Origin of the sequence: Helicobacter labacensis (assembly GCF_003660285.1) — a bacterium.
Taxonomy (GTDB): domain Bacteria; phylum Campylobacterota; class Campylobacteria; order Campylobacterales; family Helicobacteraceae; genus Helicobacter; species Helicobacter labacensis.
In genome coordinates this window covers 17,157-33,089 of the sequence record NZ_QXQQ01000018.1, presented here as the reverse complement: position 1 = coordinate 33,089, position 15,933 = coordinate 17,157, and the positions used below count along the sequence as shown (strand labels likewise).

Genomic DNA, 15,933 nt, shown 5'->3' with positions numbered 1-15,933 from the left:
GGTTTTTCATGCTTGACTTTGGTGGCTTCTTTGGGCTGTTCTAGCGGGGGTTTGGGGTGTTGGGGTTCTATTTTTAAAGGAGGAGGTGGGGGGGGAGTTTTATCTAGGGGGCTGGTGGGGAGCACAATGGGAGGTTCTGGCACTTTTTGCACTTGCTTGGCTTGGATATCCTTGACAATTTGATCGAACTTGTCCTCCTCTTTTTTGGGGGTGGCGGGTTCTAAAGTCAAGTTTTCAAAGCCCTTTTGATCAAAGTTATTGTCATGGAGATTGCCCACCTTTGACAAATGCTCTTCATGATTCCCAGCACTTTTAGCCGGCTCGCGCGTGCTCTTGTAAAACACTACTAGCACCACCCCCAAGATAATAAGACCTACTGCTAAAATGAGTAAAGTCTTCTTGAGTTTGGAGCTCTTCACTTCGTGCTCGTCTAGCGCCTCATTGAGTTGTTTGTTGAGATCCTTATTGAGTTCTGAATTATCCATGAGATTGTCCTTTTGAGGTTTTAAAGTCCATCACATATGCCTTGCCCAACTTGAACCCCTCTCTTTGGCAAAGACTCCATAGGGCAAGATCAAAATATTGAAAAGCAAGGGAAGATCGCTATTAGGAAAGGTGCGCCATTCATTGGGCAGGTTTTGGGCTAGTTTCATGGACAAAGTCTTGGCTAGCCTATAGCCCTCACTTAGCTCCGTGTGCCCCTTGTGCACATACAAATGCAAATGCCCGGGGGTTTTGCTCTCGTAGGCAGTAAAGTTGATATAACCCTCTTCGCGCAGTAAGAGTTGCGCCTTGTGGTAAAAGCGATCAGGGGTGCGCCCATTGTAGTCAAAGACGATATTTTCTACCTTGTTATTAGGCAAGATCAAATTATGCGCGATGGTGGTTTCCTTGCGCCAGTGCTTTTGGATCAGCACAGAAGTCAAACTAGCTTCTACCTTAGCAAACTTGTCGTAAAAACAACGCCCCAAATAAGTTATGCGTTGCCCCAAACCGGGCTGTTGCACGAAGTAGTGGCTTGTTTGTAACTTGATGAGTTGCAAATCCATTTCTACCATGCGACTCCCTTAGAAAATTGGACTTTCATAGCTTTTATAGCGCTTGGAAAACGCGATGATTTCCTCTTTAATGCGGGCGTGTTGCGCGCTATCTTGGATATTCTCTAGCACTTGGGCGATCTTGTGTGCGATGAAGACAAAATCTTGCTCTCCCATGCCCCTGCTGGTGAGCGCGGCTGAACCCAGTCTTAACCCGCTAGTAAACATCGGGCTTCGTGTATCCCCGGGCACGCTGTTTTTGTTGGTGGTGATCCCCGCGTTATCTAGGGCGATTTGCGCGTCTTTACCACTATACCCATGCAAGCGCATCACGAGCAAGTGGTTATCACTCCCCCCACTCACCAACTCAAACCCATGCCCTAGTAAAGCTTGGGCGAGGGTTTGTAAATTGCGCTTGACTTGGATCGCGTAAGTTTTCCACTCTGGTTTGAGATTTTCTAAAAACCCTACGGCTTTAGCCGCGATCACATGCACCAAAGGTCCACCCTGCAAACCCGGAAAAAGCGCGCGATCGATTTTGCCAGCAATTTCTGGATCATCACTTAAAATCAAGCCCCCCCTAGGACCTCTAAGAGTCTTGTGCGTGGTGCTGCTGACCACATGGCAGTGGGGGAAGGGGTGGGGGTGCTCACCAGCCACGACCAACCCAGCGATGTGGGCTATATCGCCCATCAAAAGCGCGTCTACCTCGTTAGCGATCTCTCTAAAACGCTTGAAATCGATCTCCCTAGGGTAGGCTGAATACCCGCACACGATGAGTTTAGGACGCACGACTTTGGCGATCTTTAACACCTCATCGTAATCAATCCAACCCTCTTCATTGACTCCATAGAAAAAGCCTTGAAAATGCTTGCCCGTCCAACTCACAGGTGAGGCATGGGTTAAATGCCCCCCACTGCTAAGTTCCATGCCCAAAATTCTGTCATGGGGTTTTAATAGGGCGTGGTAGACTACCATATTGGCTTGGCTACCTGCATGGGGTTGCACATTGGCAAACGCGCAATTAAAGAGTTTTTTAGCCCGCTCAATAGCTAATTCTTCAATGCGATCCACCACCTCACAGCCCCCATAATAGCGCTTGAAGGGATACCCCTCCGCGTATTTATTGGTGAGCACGCTCCCCATCGCCTCCATCACGCTCTCAAAAGTGTAATTCTCGCTGGCAATCATCTCTAAATGTTCGCTTTGGCGTCGCCACTCTTGAAAGATGAGATCAAAAATTTGCGGATCGTTTGTTTGTAAATGGGAGTCCATATCACTCGCTTTGGTTGGATTTTAAAGGTTTCATAGCTGGGAAAAAGATCACATCTTTAATGCTTTTAGAGTTGGTGAGCAACATCACCAAGCGATCGATGCCAATCCCCTCCCCAGCTGTGGGGGGCATGCCATGCCCTAATGCCCACACATAATCGCTATCCATAAACTGCGCCTCTTCATCCCCGCTCTCTTTGGCTTTAACCTGTTCTTCAAAGCGTTGGTGCTGATCTAGAGGGTCGTTGAGTTCGCTAAAACCATTGGCGATCTCCTTGCCCGCGATGAAGAGCTCAAAGCGATCGGCGATGCTAGGGTCAATGTCGTTGCGCCGTGCTAGGGGGCTAATTTCAATGGGGTAATGTGTGATAAAAGTCGGGTTGATGAGCTTGGGTTCTACAAAGGTGTCAAACGCCTCTGCAAGCAAATGCGCGCCCCCCAACGCGCCATTCACATCCACGCCATTTGCTTGCAATAACGCGCTTAACGCCCCAGTGTCCTCTAGCAAGGCGTGGGTAAGCCCCCCGATCTCCACTAAAGCCTGTTTGAAAGGCATACAAGAAAACGCCCCAAAGTCAATTTCTACATCTCCATAGGGGAGTTTTGTGGGCAAGCCCAAATGCTCTAGCAACACGCCAAAGAGTTCTTTTGTCATGGCGATCAAGTCTTCATAGGTCTTATACGCCCAATAAAACTCCAGCATGGTAAATTCAGGGTTATGGGAGTGATCCATGCCCTCATTTCTAAAATTGCGGTTAATTTCAAACACCGCCTCAAACCCCCCCACTACCAAGCGTTTTAAATACAATTCTGGAGCAATGCGCAAATAGCGCTCTACTTCTAAAGCATTGTGGTAGGTGATAAAAGGGCGCGCATTGGCTCCCCCGGCAATGGGGTGCATCATGGGGGTTTCTACCTCTAAAAAGCCCTTTTTTTCAAAAAACGCGCGCACACACGCGACAATAGCGCTGCGTTGTCTAAACACCTCCCTTACCTCCGGATTGGCGATCAAGTCTACATAGCGCTGGCGGTAACGCAATTCAATGTCGCTCAAGCCATGAAACTTCTCAGGCAAAGGCACAACTGCCTTAGTCAATATTTTATAAGAGGTGGCGTGTAGACTGAGCTCTTTGGTTTTGGTAACAAAGGGATAGCCCTCCACATTCACAATGTCGCCCACTTCTACGCATTTTTTAAAAAGATCAAAATCTTCTTTGCCTAAATCATTTTGTGAAAGATACACTTGTAATAACGCGCTTTGATCTTCTATTTTGATAAAGCACGCCTTGCCCATCAGACGCATAAACTTTACGCGCCCCACTAGCGCGTGTGTGTTAGCCATGTCTTTTTGTCCTACTTCTAGCGCGCTAAAGGTCTGTAAAAACTGCGCGTTGCTTAGGGATCGTTTAACACTGTTGTCATAGGGGTTACAATGGTGGGCGCGCAACTGCTGGGCTTTGCTTAGGCGTTGTCGGATATAAGGGTTGTCAAACATTGGGAACTCTTATGGGGTGTTTTGGGGGTGGTCAGTTTGGATTTCTTGGGCTTTGTTTTGAATCACCCTGCCCAATTCTTGGATTTCTGGGCGTTGCATCACATAGGCGGCTACTTCTTGCATGGTGGGGTAAAACTGGCTATTGGCACGCATGTAAGTATCCATCGCTTTCATGAACCCAAAGCGCGAAGCCCCATAGAGCAAAAAGGCAAAGACAAGATACATCTTAGCGCACGCAAAAACAAAGCCCAAAATCTTGTCGATCGCGCCCAAATTGCTAAAACTCACCGCCTTACTCACCACCACGCCCATGATCAAAAAGAAAATCCACACTCCTGCTAGCACCAGGGTAAAACCGATTAAACTTGCCATAGAGGGGCTGTGGAAATCATGGACATGCGCAGAAAACCACGCGCCCACGAGAGAGGCAAACCTAGAACCCATATACACCCCACACACGATCCCAAGAATCCCCGCTACCTCGTCAACCAACCCGTTGTAAAAGCCACGGATTCCTATGACAATGATAACAGCTACCAAGATCAGATCAATATAACCCATTAACGCACATTTCCAAGTGAATTTAAGACAATCTATCCTAGAATTATAAACTCTGTAAGCTTAAAATTATGGATATTTGACACACGCAAGGAACATGGTTGCCATCGCTAGAGATGAAAGATTGGGGTCGGCTTGTATTGCGCGCGCATTGGGGGCAAGCCTTGCTTTTTCTAGCACCCTTGTATGTGGGTGCTATGTTACCCAAGCACCCCTTAGCGCTAGTGATCCTAGAGAGTGTTCTAGCCCCCTTGGGCATGTGGGCATGCCTTAGCGTAGAAAAATCCAAGTCCTTTAACTTTGGCTTTCTGGTGGGTTTGGGCTTGTTTTATTGGTGCGCGTTGAGTTTTAGATACAGCGACTACGCTTTTTTGATCCCGCTTATGGTGATCCTAGTCGCTCTGTGCTATGGGGGGGTGTTTTATCTGCTCTGCTGGTTAGGCTCGCCTCTTTATCGAGTGCTGGCATTATGGCTGGCTAGCTATATCCACCCCTTTGGCTTTGATTGGTTTGTGCCCGATGCCTTTTTTGCTTATTCGGTATTCAAGGTGGACAAACTGAGTTTTTTATGCGTGCTTAGCGCTATTGCCTTGCTCAAACCCCAAAGCCAACGCTTTTTATTTCTCAGGACTTCCGCGCACTTCTATGCGAAGCTATTAGCCTGTGCGCTCTTTGTGTCAGCCATTGATTGGCACGCCTCTAGATCAAACCCCTCTTTTGCTCACCTCAAAGTCGCCACCACTCACACCGCCCAAGACCTCAAATGGCAACGCGATCACCTTCAAGAAATTGTCGCGCACAATTTGCAGATCATCCACCAAGCGATCGCCCAGCACAAACAAGTGGTGATCTTGCCTGAAACCGCCTTCCCTTTCGTGCTCAATACCAGCGCGTTTCTCTCTACCTTACTGGATTTAAGCGCGCGTATCACCATCATCACCGGCGCGCTCTACCAAGAAAAACGCATGCTCTACAATTCCACCTATGTATTTGCTAACAAGACCTACCAATACGCCCACAAAGTGATCTTAGCCCCCTTTGGAGAAACCATGCCCTTGCCTAAATTGTTAGCTGACTACCTAGAAAAACTCTTTTTTGGAGAGGCATTCTTTAGTTTGGGCAGTGGGGTTGCTTTTAGAGATTTTGATATTAAGGGGTTTAAATTCCGCCCCCTAGTGTGCTATGAGGGCACTAGCGCGCTGGCTTACCCGCATAGCCCAGACATCTTTGTGATTTTGAGCAATAACGCGTGGTTTGTGCCTAGCATTGAACCTTTTTTGCAACGCATGCTATTGAAATACTACGCGCGCCGCTTTGCCAAGAGCATTGTCCACAGCACGAATTTATCCCCCTCTTATATCTTAACCCCCACCCTGTTAGGCGATCAAAACATAGGACTGTAAATGCTAGAAGCCACCCGTATCGCACACCGCTTTGAAAACTGGCTTTATAAAGACTTGCACTTGCGCGTGCGCGCTGGACAATCCATCGCGCTCTTGGGGGTGAGTGGGAGTGGCAAATCTAGTTTACTCAACCACCTCTCCACCATGCTAAAGCCTTTAGAGGGGGTGGTGCGTTTGCTAGAATACGAAGACATCTATAGCCTGCCCATGAAAACTCTCTTGCATATCCGCCGTTATGACATTGGAATCATCTTCCAAGCCCATTATCTCTTCAAGGGCTTTAACGCGCTGGAAAACCTACAAGTGGCTTCTATTTTAAGCCAACAACCCATTTCCCAAGACTTATTAGACACGCTAGGAATCGCCCACTTGCTTAACTCCAGTGTGGGGGAACTTAGCGGGGGACAGCAACAACGACTCTCCATTGCGCGCATTCTCACTAAACGCCCCAAAATTATTTTTGCAGACGAGCCAACGGGCAATCTAGATCGCGCCACCGCCCTAGCTGTCATGCAGACCATGCATGCCTATATCCGCACCCAACAAGGCGCGCTTATTCTAGCTACCCATGATGAGAAAATGGCGTGCGATTGCACGCGCACTTATTTGTTAGAACAACAACGATTGAAATTACTCTAACCTATTGATTTTTAGGGTGTGCTCGCAAGAGCGCGGAATTTCTCAAAATTTGGCTATGTTGTGGATTGAAGCGGTTATTTTATGTTAGAATACGGGCGTGTTTCCTTACTAGGAAACTAGAATAACTACAGAAAGGTTTTTATGAATCACCACAACAAAGATGTTACTCTGACCAATGCTGTGGGCGCGCCCATTGGGCATAATCAAGATGTCGCCACTGCCGGACCTAGGGGACCTGTCCTCTTACAAAACACATGGTTTTTAGAAAAACTTGCCCATTTTGATCGCGAGCGCATCCCCGAGCGCGTGGTGCATGCTAAGGGCAGCGGGGCTTATGGGACCTTGAGCATCACCAGCACCGAAATCACCAAATACAGCAAAGCCAAACTTTTTAGTGAGGTGGGTAAAAAAACCCCCTGCTTTTTGCGCTTTTCCACCGTGGCAGGCGAAAAGGGTTCTGCCGATGCCGAGCGCGACCCTAGAGGTTTTGCGCTCAAACTCTACACAGAAGAGGGCAACTGGGACATTGTGGGCAACAACACCCCCGTGTTTTTCATCCGCGATCCGCTCAAATTCCCCGATTTTATCCACACCCAAAAACGCCACCCCCAAACCAATCTCAAAGACGCTACGATGGTTTGGGACTTTTGGAGTCTAGTGCCTGAGAGTTTGCACCAAGTTACGATTTTAATGAGCGATCGGGGCATTCCTAAGAGTTACCGCCATATGAATGGCTATGGTAGCCACACTTTTAGCCTCATCAATGAAAAGAATGAACGCTTTTGGGTAAAATTCCACTTTAAAACTTTGCAAGGGATTAAAAATTTAACCAGCGAAGAGGCGGCAAAAATTCGCATGCATGACATGGATTCGCATCAGCGCGATCTCTTTGAAGCCATTGAGAACAAAGATTATCCTAAATGGCGTTTTTGTGTGCAGGTGATGCCAGAGAGCGATGCCAAACACTACAAATTCCACCCCTTTGATGTAACCAAAGTGTGGAGTCATAAAGATTACCCCTTGATTGAAGTGGGTATTTTGGAGCTGAATAAAAACCCTGAAAACTACTTTGCTGAAGTGGAGCAATCTGCCTTTAATCCTGCCCATGTCGTGCCCGGGGTGGGTTATAGCCCGGATCGCATGCTACAGGGGCGACTCTTTGCTTATGGGGACACCCACCGCTACAGGCTAGGCATTAACCATAGCCAGCTACCGGTGAACGCGCCCCGTTGCCCCTTTGCGACTTCCTCACGCGATGGGTTTATGAATAATGGGCGTGATGGCGCGATGCGCAATTATGAGCCTAGCTCACTGCCGGGCTACAAAGAAGCCCCCCATGCACGCGAGCCCAAACTTGAGCTTGCTAAGCTTGAGGATGAAATGGCTGCTTATGCCTACGACTTCCGCGATTACGACACGGATTATTACACCCAAGCAGGCGATCTCTTTAGATTGATGCCCAAAGACGAACAAGAGCGCACCTGCCAAAACATCGCCGATGCCATGCAGGGTGTGCCTGAAGAGATCATCAAACGCCAGTTAGAACATTTCAAAAAAGCCGATGCCCACTATGGCAAGCGCATTGAGGAGCTGTGGCAAAAAGGTCTCCATAAATAGCCATGCGTAGGCGTGTCTTTTCAAGAGGGGTTTTGGGGGTGGGGGTAGTCGTCCGCGCTGGCTTTGTCTCCTCCCATTTTATAGCCATATCCGTTTTTGGGGTTTTTACGCCTACGATTGTTTTTTGGATGGTTGCGGGTATGGGACGCACTCTATCTTACCAAATGCAGGAGTGTGAATGGAGTTTTTAAAGAAGCTGAGGTTTCCTAAAGAGTATAAGAGTAAACTCTTTTTGATCTATTGGTTGCGCTGGATGCTCTCTGCCGTGGTGATGTTGCCCTTCATGCACTTTTTTGAGTGGCTGGGCACGCCTCTTTGGATCAATCTCTTTTTAGGACAGACTATTGGGGCGATTATCTTCTTTAAGATCGACAAATTCATTTTTCGCAAGCAAGATTAACCCATTGGCGATGCTTTTATTAGGTGGGGGTTTAAAAGAATGTGCTAGTCCTAGAAGGGTTGTCAATGCTAGGTTTGTTTAGTCTGAAAAATGTGTTATGGGTGTGGCTTGTGGTGGGGCTATCTTGCCTGAGTGCGCGGAATCGGGATGCTCGGTTTTATGATCCAAGTTGTGATAACGCTTGGAATCTTGTATTCCCCGATGAGGGCAAAAAAGAAGAGGATAAAAAAGCCCTTTTGGCTTTCCAAAAAGCCATCAAAAAAGGCAAATTTTGTGGATACAATGGCTTAGCATATCTCTATGAAAATGGGCTAGGAGTTAAGCAAGATTACCACAAAGCCCTTGAGCTATATGAAAAGATTGGGAGGGGTGGCTATGGGGGTGGGTATGCGGATATGGCGCGCATGTATGATCAGGGTTTGGGCGTGCCTGCAGATGAGAAAAAGGCAGATTATTATGAAAAACTCTGCCATGAGAGTGTCAACTTTCCTGATAAAATCTACAATCACATGCCCGATGAAAAGGACGGGTGCTCTGATATTCGTGGCGGAGTAGACCCTAAATCGCTAGACATGGGACCCACTGAATATATGTATTAACCCCCCTTGATTTGGATGAGCAATCTCTCTACCTCTGCTTGTAAATGTTTTAAATCTTTAGAATTGTCCAGCACAAAGAGGCTTAGAGATTTTTTAATTTCTATATCCATTTGGGCATCAAGGCGTTGTTCTATGTGCTCTAGGCTTAGGTGATCGCGCGCTTGCAGGCGTGTGATCTGCAACTCTCTGGGCGCATACACCAAGACCACTTGAGCAATCCCATAGCTCTTAACCCCCTCAATTTCATAATATAGCGGAATGTCCAAAAAATAGGGCTGGTGGTGGGTTTCTAGTTGTTGGGCTTGCTCGAGCATTCTAGCGCGCACTTTGGGGTGGAGCAATGCCTCTAGCTTGGCGCGCGCGACTTTATCGCTAAAAATGAGCGGGGCTAGGGCTTGGCGCGTGATGGTGTGGTTAGTCGCCACCTCAGAGAATAGCTGGGCAATTTCCGCATTGTATTGTTCAAAGAGTTCATGGGCGATTTTATCGGCATCTAGCACACTATAGCCATGCAAGCTCAAAAGGCTAGCTACCGTGCTCTTGCCCGTGCCAATCCCCCCCGTGAGCACAAAGGCGTGTTTTAAGCTCAATTTTTAAGCAGACGCGCGCACGCGCCCTTAAGCCACTGGGGTTGGGCAAAGGCGGCGTGGTGGATTTCTGCGTTGTAATAACGCAACCCATCGAGCATGTCGATCTTTTGTAATAACATGTCGGCTAGGGGGTGGTAGTGCTTGGAGGCAAAGAGATAAACTTGGGGGGTGGGAGCATAGGGGGTGTTAAAGGGCATGAGGATTTGCGCACAACCCTGTAAGCTTGTGAGCGCGCCCTTAAAGGCTTCTTGTTCTAGCAAGGGGTTAGGAACACTGAGCAACATCAAGCCTTTGGGGTTTAGCATGCGTTGCAAGCCGTCCACTTGGTGGGCATTGGGGGTGCTAAGTGAGATGAGAATATCATAGGGTTGTAGGTCTAGATCGAGGATTTTGTCATAGAGTTTAAAGCGCGCATGGGCTTTGGTTTCTGCAAATTGGGGCAAAAAGGCGTGCAAATTCTCTAGCATGGCGTGATCTTCTTGCACAAAATCCACATGCAACCCCTCATACTTTAGCAACTCAAAGGCGATTTGGGTGTCAAACCCTCCAGTGATGAGCGCGCGTTTAGGGTTAGGGTGCACGCACGCGCCCACATGCGCCAATAGCTCGCTCTGGATAAAGGGGTAACTTTGGAAAAACATCCACTCTTGCGTATTGTTACGCACAATCCCCATTTGGGCGCAATCTGTGCCGACAATTTCTAGTTGGTGTGCCATTAAAACTCTTTGCGTGGGTCTTGTGCCCCATACATGGCATGGGCTTTGGCATCGACCACAATGGCGTTCACATCGCCCATAGGGGGTTTAACTACAATTTTATAGCCCATTTTCTCCAAATTTTCTTGCACATCTTTAGGCATGCCAAATTTCTCAATGCGGATTTCATCAGGCAACCATTGCATGTGAAATCGCGGCGCGCTCACCGCTTCAGAAATATTCATGCCATGATCGATCACATTGCTGATCACTTGCAATACCGTGGTGATGATGCGCGCGCCACCGGGACTGCCCACGACCATAAAGACTTTATTGTGTTTGAGCACAATAGTGGGCGACATGGAGCTAAGGGGGCGTTTACCCGGCTCAATCGCGTTAGCATCGCCTCCGATCAAACCATAGAGATTAGGCACACCCGGTTTGATAGAAAAGTCGTCCATTTCATTATTGAGCAAAAAGCCTGCCCCATTGATGGCGGCTGCACTGCCATAGTAATCATTCACGGTGTAGGTGATGCTCACCGCATTCCCCCATTTGTCTGCTACAGAGTAATGCGTGGTGTTCTTACCCTCATGGATTTGCCCTAACCCCGGGCGCACTTTCGCGCTATCCGTGGCTTTATTAGGCAAAATGTTTTCATAGATTTTTTTGGCATAACTCTTGCTGGTGAGTTTGTCTGTGGGGACATCAATAAAATCCGGATCTCCCATAAATACCGAGCGATCCGCGTAGGCTTGGCGCATCGCTTCAGCCATGATGTGGATAGTTTGGCTAGAGCCAAAACCTAGCGCGCCGATGTCAGCGTTCTCCATCGTGTTTAAAATCTCAATGATATGCGTTCCGCCTGAGCTAGGGGGTGCCATGGAGATGATTTTATAACCCCGATAACTCCCCTCAATAGGTTTACGCCACACCACCTTGTATTGGGCTAAGTCTTGCTTAGAGATGATCCCCCCGTTCTTGCGCATGTCCTCTACAATCAAATCCGCGATCGCGCCCCTGTAAAAGGCTTTCGCCCCGGCGTTTTTAATCAAGGTTAAAGTTTTAGCTAAATCCTTTTGCACGAAGAGATCCCCCGCGCTATAAGCCACCATACCCTTTTTTAAGAAGTATTTACGGCTACTGGCGTATTTGGCAAAACGGGGTTTGGCATCTAACATGGTTTCCCCCTGTCTGGGTGTTAATCTAAAACCTTTTTGGGCGAGATCGATAGCGGGTTGAATCAAGGTTGCTAGTTTACGCGTGCCGTATTTTTTCAACATCGCATCAAACCCGGCTACAGTGCCGGGCACCCCGGCAGCCAAATAACCATCTGTGCTAAGTTTGGGGATCACCTTCCCCTCCTTATCCAAATACATGTTGCGCGTGGCTTTCAAAGGGGCTTTTTCTCTGAAATCTAGAGTGATATTTTCCCCATTAGCCAAGTGGATCACCGCAAAGCCCCCCCCGCCTAAATTGCCTGCAGCCGGGTGCACCACAGCCAAGGCATAGCCCATCGCTACGGCTGCATCGATGGCGTTCCCGCCCTCATCTAAAACGCGTTGGGCGATCTTGTCGGCTAGGGGGTGGCTAGAGAGGGCTAGAGCCTTGCCCTTAATGGGGGGTAAACTAGCCCCCATAACAGCACTAACAAGCCCCGCGCCCACGCACAGCACCACGAACACACGCTTTATAACAAACATAAAAACTCCTAACAAGTGTGATAGACAATCTTAGCACAGCTAGACTTACAGCCAGCACAATTAGGTTATAATACCCCAAATACACAAAGGAAAATCCGTGGTCTTGGCTCTCAAATACCGCCCCAAACACTTTAAGGATTTGGTAGGGCAAGAAAGTGTGTCTAAAACCCTAAGCCTTGCTTTAGAGCAGGGGCGTTTAGCGCATGCCTATTTGTTTAGCGGGCTTAGGGGTTCGGGCAAGACCTCTAGCGCACGCATTTTTGCCCGCGCCCTGCAGTGCGAAAAAGCCCCCACTAGCACCCCCTGTGATGTGTGCCCTAATTGTGTAGACGCGTTGCACAACAAGCACATGGACATTATTGAGATGGATGGTGCGTCTAACCGGCGCATTGAAGATGTGCGCGAACTCATTGAGCAAACTAAATATAAACCCAGCATGGGAGCTTTTAAAATCTTTATCATTGATGAAGCCCATATGCTCACTAAAGAAGCCTTTAACGCGCTTTTAAAGACCTTAGAAGAACCCCCCGCGCATGTCAAATTCATCTTAGCCACCACGGACGCGCTCAAATTGCCTGCTACCATTTTGAGCCGCACCCAGCATTTCCGCTTTAAAAAGATCTCCCCTAAAGCCATTGTGGCGCATTTGCAAAAAGTCTTGCAAGCTGAGGGGGTGGGTTACCAAGAAGGGGTTTTGGAAATGTTGGCTAGAAGCGCGCAGGGGAGTTTGCGCGACACCTTGACTCTCACAGAGCAGGCTATAAGTTATTGTGGTGGCACTCTGAGCTTAGAAGCCACCGCGCAAATGTTGGGCATGGTGGATAGCAAGGTGCTAGACGATTTTTTCCAAGCCCTTGCAGACAACCCGGCGCGCGTGCGCTCTCTCTTGCAAACTTTAGGTAGTTACGATCCCCAAATGGTTTTAGAAGAGATGGCGATCTTTCTTAAAGACGCGCTATTAGAGGAGAGCTTTCCTCTCAATGTGCTGGATGCTTGGATGGGTATTTTAGCCCAAGCCAAGAGTCTTTTGCACACGGGTGCAGATGGGGATTTTGTGCTGGCTTTGAGCGCGCTCAAAATGCAAGCTGTCTATAACCCCCCCCCAAGCCCAACCCTCCCAAAACTTAGCCCCTAAAAGCCCTCCAGCCCCCCAGTCTAACCCACAGCCCCTTCCCAAAGACCTATTCTCCCAAGTTATCGCCAAACTCTACGCGCACCAGCAAGATTTAGGCGCGCTGTTTGAAGCGCATGTGCGCTTTCATGCCTTCTGCGATCAGATTTTGCAGTGGCAATCAGATGCGCCCCCTAGCGCTAAAGAAGTGCTCAAAACACATTATGAGATCATTAAAAAAGCTGTTGAAGAAGTCTATGGGGTAGGGGTGCAAATCCAAGCGATCAAAAACCCCTCTCCCCCTCCTAGCGCTCCCCTCACCAAAGAGGAGCAAAACATGGTGGACATGGTGCAAGAGCATTTGGGAATTGAAAGTTTCAAGGTAGAGAAATGAAGTCCATGCAAGCGGATTTGCAAGGTTTAGGGGCTGTGGTAGCGCTTTTAAAACACGCGATCAAGGGGCGTAAACACGCGATCATTCTCCTGCAGGGTGCTTTGGGTAGCGGTAAAACCACTTTAGTGCAGCACTTTTGCCAAGCCCACCACGCCCTACAAGCCACCTCGCCCACTTTCAGCTTAATGCACGCTTACCCGGCTGAGGGCTTTTGTATTTACCATTATGATTTTTACCTCAAAGAAACCCAGCAGCTCCTAGAAATGGGCGTGTTAGAACACTTGGAATCCCAGGGCGTGCATTTTGTAGAGTGGGGTTCTAGCGCGCTTAAAAGCATGTTAGTGCGCTTGGGCTTTCGCGTGTGGGTGCTAAGTTTGCAAACCTGCGATCAAAAACGCATCTATAGGCTCAGCGATGGATAGACTCAGCGCGACCCATTTGAGCAAGCAGATCAAAAAGACCATGATTGTGCATGATGTGTCCCTAGAAGTGCAAAGCGGGCAGGTGGTGGGCTTGTTAGGACCCAATGGGGCGGGTAAAACCACAACTTTTTATATGATCTGTGGGTTATTGCAACCCAGTGGAGGGAGTGTGTCGCTCAATGACATCGATCTCTCCAATTATCCTCTGCACAGGCGATCCAATTTAGGCATTGGGTATTTGCCTCAAGAATCGAGCATTTTCAAGGATTTAAGTGTGCTGGATAATTTGATGTTAGCCGCCCAAACCACTTTTAGCAATTCTAAAGAAGCCATGCAACGCATTGAAGAAATGTTAGAGGCTTTTAATATCCAAGCGATTCAGGCGCGCAAGGGGGTGTCCTTGAGCGGGGGAGAGAGGCGGCGTGTGGAGATCGCTAGGGCGTTGATCAAAAGACCTAAGTTCATTTTGCTAGATGAGCCTTTTGCAGGGGTAGACCCCATTGCGGTGCTAGACATCCAAAAGATCATCGAACGCTTGGTAGAAATGAATATTGGGGTGCTTATCACCGATCACAATGTGCGCGAAACCTTGAGCGTGTGCCATCGGGCGTATGTGATTAAGAGCGGGACTTTGCTAGCCAGTGGGAGTAGCGATCAGATTTATGAAAACGAATTGGTTAGAAAACACTATTTAGGCGAGCATTTTAAGGCATGATGGCACTCTTGCGTCCCAAACTCGCGCCTAAAAATAGGCTATCGGCGACTTTGAAAAGTTGGTTGCCTATTTTACAAAGTGGACCCCTTGAAATGGAGGAAGTGTTGCAGGCTTATGCCAAGGATAACCCTTGCATGCGCGTGCAAAGTGGCTTGAGCGCGGATTTTAGTGCCTGCCAATTCCACAAAGCCCAACGCCCCAACGCTCCCACTCTTAAAAACACCATGACTGACAAGATCGAAAGCCTGAGTGTGCGCGAAGCAACTTTGTATGAAACCCTCCACCAACAACTCTTGCCCCCCCTTTTTCCCACCCAGACTTCTTTACAAATCGCTCAAGACATCATAGAAAATCTCAACCATGAGGGGTATTTTGAAGGCGATGTAGAGTCATTAGCTTTAAAACTAGGCGTGCATGCCCAAGATTATGAAAAGGTGCGCCAACGCTTTGCTTACCTAGACCCCCCGGGTGTGGGCGCGCGCGATCTCCAAGAGAGTTTTTTCTTCCAACTAGCCCAGCATAACCAATTAGACGACTCTACTTATAGTCTATGCGTGCAGATTTTAGCTAATTTGTCCGCGCACAAGGATTTTAGCCATCTAGCCTCTTACAAACAGGCGATGAAAATCATCACTTCCTTTAAAAACCCTCCCGCCCTAGATTTTCATGATCCTTCGCCCGTGGTGATCCCTGATCTTTTGATCTTGGAACAGGGGGGGGAGATTAGCGTCCAGCTCAATGACAGCTATTACCCCCAAGTGGTGGTCGAAGAGCCTAAAATCAAACAAGCCAATGACTATTTGAAGGAAAAACTCAAAGAAGCGCGCGATTTAGTGGACGCGTTACAAATGCGCCAGCAAACAATTTTAAAGATCGGCTTGATGTTGGTTGAATACCAATACGATTTTTTCAAAGGCAAGCAGATCAAACCCATGCGCTTGGTGGATATTGCCAATGAATTTGGCTATGCGCCTAGCACCATTTCTAGGGCGATCTCTAATAAATACTTGGAGTGCGCGCGCGGGATTTTCCCCATCAAGAGTTTTTTCACCACCGCGCTGGAAGGGGATATTTCCAACGCCTCCATCAAGGATTTTATCTTGGATCGCATCGCGCATGAAGATCCCTTAAAACCCTTGAGTGATCTCAAGATTTTAGAGCTTGTAGAGGCTGAGTTTCACCTTAAAATGGTACGGCGCACCATCACCAAATACCGCAAACTCTTAAACATCGCTAGTTCTGCGGAGCGCAAAAAACTCTACGAATTGCGCGCCAAGCATTAA

The 15,933-nt window shown here is 48.2% G+C and carries 17 protein-coding genes and 1 pseudogene; 10 read left to right on the top strand and 8 right to left on the bottom strand.

Going from position 1 to position 15,933, the window contains the following annotated elements; all coding sequences use genetic code 11:
• The 5 genes and pseudogenes from EAO33_RS06305 to EAO33_RS06285 form a co-directional block, all read right to left on the bottom strand.
• A pseudogene (locus tag EAO33_RS06305) lies at positions 1–485 on the bottom strand (SPOR domain-containing protein); the annotation flags it as partial.
• A 30-nt stretch (positions 486–515) separates the two neighbouring features.
• Positions 516–1,058 (bottom strand): DUF1882 domain-containing protein, encoded by a 543-nt coding sequence (locus EAO33_RS06300; protein ID WP_120945928.1) that lies wholly within the window; start codon positions 1,056–1,058, stop codon positions 516–518.
• Between the two features lie 9 nt (positions 1,059–1,067).
• Complete coding sequence (locus tag EAO33_RS06295) at positions 1,068–2,312, bottom strand: serine hydroxymethyltransferase (protein ID WP_120945927.1); 1,245 nt, start codon at positions 2,310–2,312, stop codon at positions 1,068–1,070.
• Between the two features lies 1 nt (position 2,313).
• Positions 2,314–3,804: a lysine--tRNA ligase gene (lysS, locus tag EAO33_RS06290; RefSeq protein ID WP_120945926.1), complete on the bottom strand. Its 1,491-nt coding sequence runs from the start codon at positions 3,802–3,804 to the stop codon at positions 2,314–2,316.
• Between the two features lie 9 nt (positions 3,805–3,813).
• Positions 3,814–4,365: a CvpA family protein gene (locus tag EAO33_RS06285; protein WP_120945925.1), complete on the bottom strand. Its 552-nt coding sequence runs from the start codon at positions 4,363–4,365 to the stop codon at positions 3,814–3,816.
• Between the two features lie 98 nt (positions 4,366–4,463).
• On the opposite strand from EAO33_RS06285, the gene EAO33_RS06280 reads away from it, so the two are divergent.
• The 5 genes from EAO33_RS06280 to EAO33_RS06260 all read left to right on the top strand — a co-directional run bounded on the left by EAO33_RS06280 (position 4,464) and on the right by EAO33_RS06260 (position 9,020).
• Entirely contained in the window at positions 4,464–5,765 is a 1,302-nt protein-coding gene (locus tag EAO33_RS06280) for an apolipoprotein N-acyltransferase (protein ID WP_235853102.1), read from the top strand.
• Complete coding sequence (locus tag EAO33_RS06275; RefSeq protein ID WP_120945923.1) at positions 5,766–6,404, top strand: ABC transporter ATP-binding protein; 639 nt, start codon at positions 5,766–5,768, stop codon at positions 6,402–6,404.
• Between the two features lie 141 nt (positions 6,405–6,545).
• On the top strand, positions 6,546–8,021 hold the full coding sequence (locus EAO33_RS06270) for a catalase (protein ID WP_120945922.1): 1,476 nt from the start codon (positions 6,546–6,548) through the stop codon (positions 8,019–8,021).
• Positions 8,022–8,199: 178 nt separating this feature from the next.
• Entirely contained in the window at positions 8,200–8,421 is a 222-nt protein-coding gene (locus EAO33_RS06265; protein ID WP_120945921.1) for a hypothetical protein, read from the top strand.
• Between the two features lie 65 nt (positions 8,422–8,486).
• On the top strand, positions 8,487–9,020 hold the full coding sequence (locus EAO33_RS06260; protein ID WP_120945920.1) for a tetratricopeptide repeat protein: 534 nt from the start codon (positions 8,487–8,489) through the stop codon (positions 9,018–9,020).
• Here EAO33_RS06260 and coaE read toward each other — a convergent pair.
• From coaE to ggt, 3 genes are read right to left on the bottom strand one after another with little or no spacing between them, the layout of a single operon-like run.
• On the bottom strand, positions 9,017–9,610 hold the full coding sequence (gene coaE, locus EAO33_RS06255) for a dephospho-CoA kinase (protein ID WP_120945919.1): 594 nt from the start codon (positions 9,608–9,610) through the stop codon (positions 9,017–9,019). The genes EAO33_RS06260 and coaE overlap by 4 nt on opposite strands.
• Positions 9,607–10,326: a spermine/spermidine synthase domain-containing protein gene (locus EAO33_RS06250; protein ID WP_120945918.1), complete on the bottom strand. Its 720-nt coding sequence runs from the start codon at positions 10,324–10,326 to the stop codon at positions 9,607–9,609. The genes coaE and EAO33_RS06250 overlap by 4 nt, the downstream gene beginning before the upstream one ends.
• Positions 10,326–11,945: a gamma-glutamyltransferase gene (ggt, locus tag EAO33_RS06245; protein WP_407920471.1), complete on the bottom strand. Its 1,620-nt coding sequence runs from the start codon at positions 11,943–11,945 to the stop codon at positions 10,326–10,328. The genes EAO33_RS06250 and ggt overlap by 1 nt, the downstream gene beginning before the upstream one ends.
• A gap of 160 nt (positions 11,946–12,105) precedes the next feature.
• Here ggt and dnaX point away from each other — a divergent pair, with 160 nt between their 5' ends.
• From dnaX to EAO33_RS06225, 5 genes are all read left to right on the top strand, one after another.
• Positions 12,106–13,143 carry a DNA polymerase III subunit gamma/tau gene (dnaX, locus tag EAO33_RS06240; protein WP_235853101.1) on the top strand — a complete coding sequence of 346 codons (1,038 nt, stop codon included), beginning with the start codon at positions 12,106–12,108 and terminating at the stop codon, positions 13,141–13,143.
• Between the two features lie 115 nt (positions 13,144–13,258).
• Positions 13,259–13,513, top strand: a complete 255-nt coding sequence (locus EAO33_RS09505; protein ID WP_235853100.1) for a hypothetical protein — start codon at positions 13,259–13,261, stop codon at positions 13,511–13,513.
• Positions 13,510–13,935: a tRNA (adenosine(37)-N6)-threonylcarbamoyltransferase complex ATPase subunit type 1 TsaE gene (tsaE, locus tag EAO33_RS06235; protein ID WP_407920470.1), complete on the top strand. Its 426-nt coding sequence runs from the start codon at positions 13,510–13,512 to the stop codon at positions 13,933–13,935. The genes EAO33_RS09505 and tsaE overlap by 4 nt, the downstream gene beginning before the upstream one ends.
• Positions 13,928–14,650 (top strand): LPS export ABC transporter ATP-binding protein, encoded by a 723-nt coding sequence (gene lptB, locus EAO33_RS06230; protein WP_120945916.1) that lies wholly within the window; start codon positions 13,928–13,930, stop codon positions 14,648–14,650. Before tsaE ends, lptB begins: the two co-directional genes overlap by 8 nt.
• Positions 14,650–15,933, top strand: coding sequence for an RNA polymerase factor sigma-54 (locus EAO33_RS06225; RefSeq protein ID WP_120945915.1), 1,284 nt, complete (start codon positions 14,650–14,652; stop codon positions 15,931–15,933). Before lptB ends, EAO33_RS06225 begins: the two co-directional genes overlap by 1 nt.

Excerpts from the sequence above, each read along its gene's own strand:
- lptB (WP_120945916.1), top strand. The coding sequence starts at position 13,928 with ATGGATAGACTCAGCGCGACCCATTTGAGCAAGCAGATCAAAAAGACC.
- tsaE (WP_407920470.1), top strand. The coding sequence starts at position 13,510 with ATGAAGTCCATGCAAGCGGATTTGCAAGGTTTAGGGGCTGTGGTAGCG.
- EAO33_RS06250 (WP_120945918.1), bottom strand. The coding sequence starts at position 10,326 with ATGGCACACCAACTAGAAATTGTCGGCACAGATTGCGCCCAAATGGGG.
- ggt (WP_407920471.1), bottom strand. The coding sequence starts at position 11,945 with ATGGGGGCTAGTTTACCCCCCATTAAGGGCAAGGCTCTAGCCCTCTCT.
- lysS (WP_120945926.1), bottom strand. The coding sequence starts at position 3,804 with ATGTTTGACAACCCTTATATCCGACAACGCCTAAGCAAAGCCCAGCAG.
- EAO33_RS06275 (WP_120945923.1), top strand. The coding sequence starts at position 5,766 with ATGCTAGAAGCCACCCGTATCGCACACCGCTTTGAAAACTGGCTTTAT.
- EAO33_RS06285 (WP_120945925.1), bottom strand. The coding sequence starts at position 4,365 with ATGGGTTATATTGATCTGATCTTGGTAGCTGTTATCATTGTCATAGGA.
- EAO33_RS06270 (WP_120945922.1), top strand. The coding sequence starts at position 6,546 with ATGAATCACCACAACAAAGATGTTACTCTGACCAATGCTGTGGGCGCG.
- EAO33_RS06265 (WP_120945921.1), top strand. The coding sequence starts at position 8,200 with ATGGAGTTTTTAAAGAAGCTGAGGTTTCCTAAAGAGTATAAGAGTAAA.
- EAO33_RS06300 (WP_120945928.1), bottom strand. The coding sequence starts at position 1,058 with ATGGTAGAAATGGATTTGCAACTCATCAAGTTACAAACAAGCCACTAC.
- EAO33_RS06295 (WP_120945927.1), bottom strand. The coding sequence starts at position 2,312 with ATGGACTCCCATTTACAAACAAACGATCCGCAAATTTTTGATCTCATC.
- EAO33_RS06260 (WP_120945920.1), top strand. The coding sequence starts at position 8,487 with ATGCTAGGTTTGTTTAGTCTGAAAAATGTGTTATGGGTGTGGCTTGTG.
- EAO33_RS06225 (WP_120945915.1), top strand. The coding sequence starts at position 14,650 with ATGGCACTCTTGCGTCCCAAACTCGCGCCTAAAAATAGGCTATCGGCG.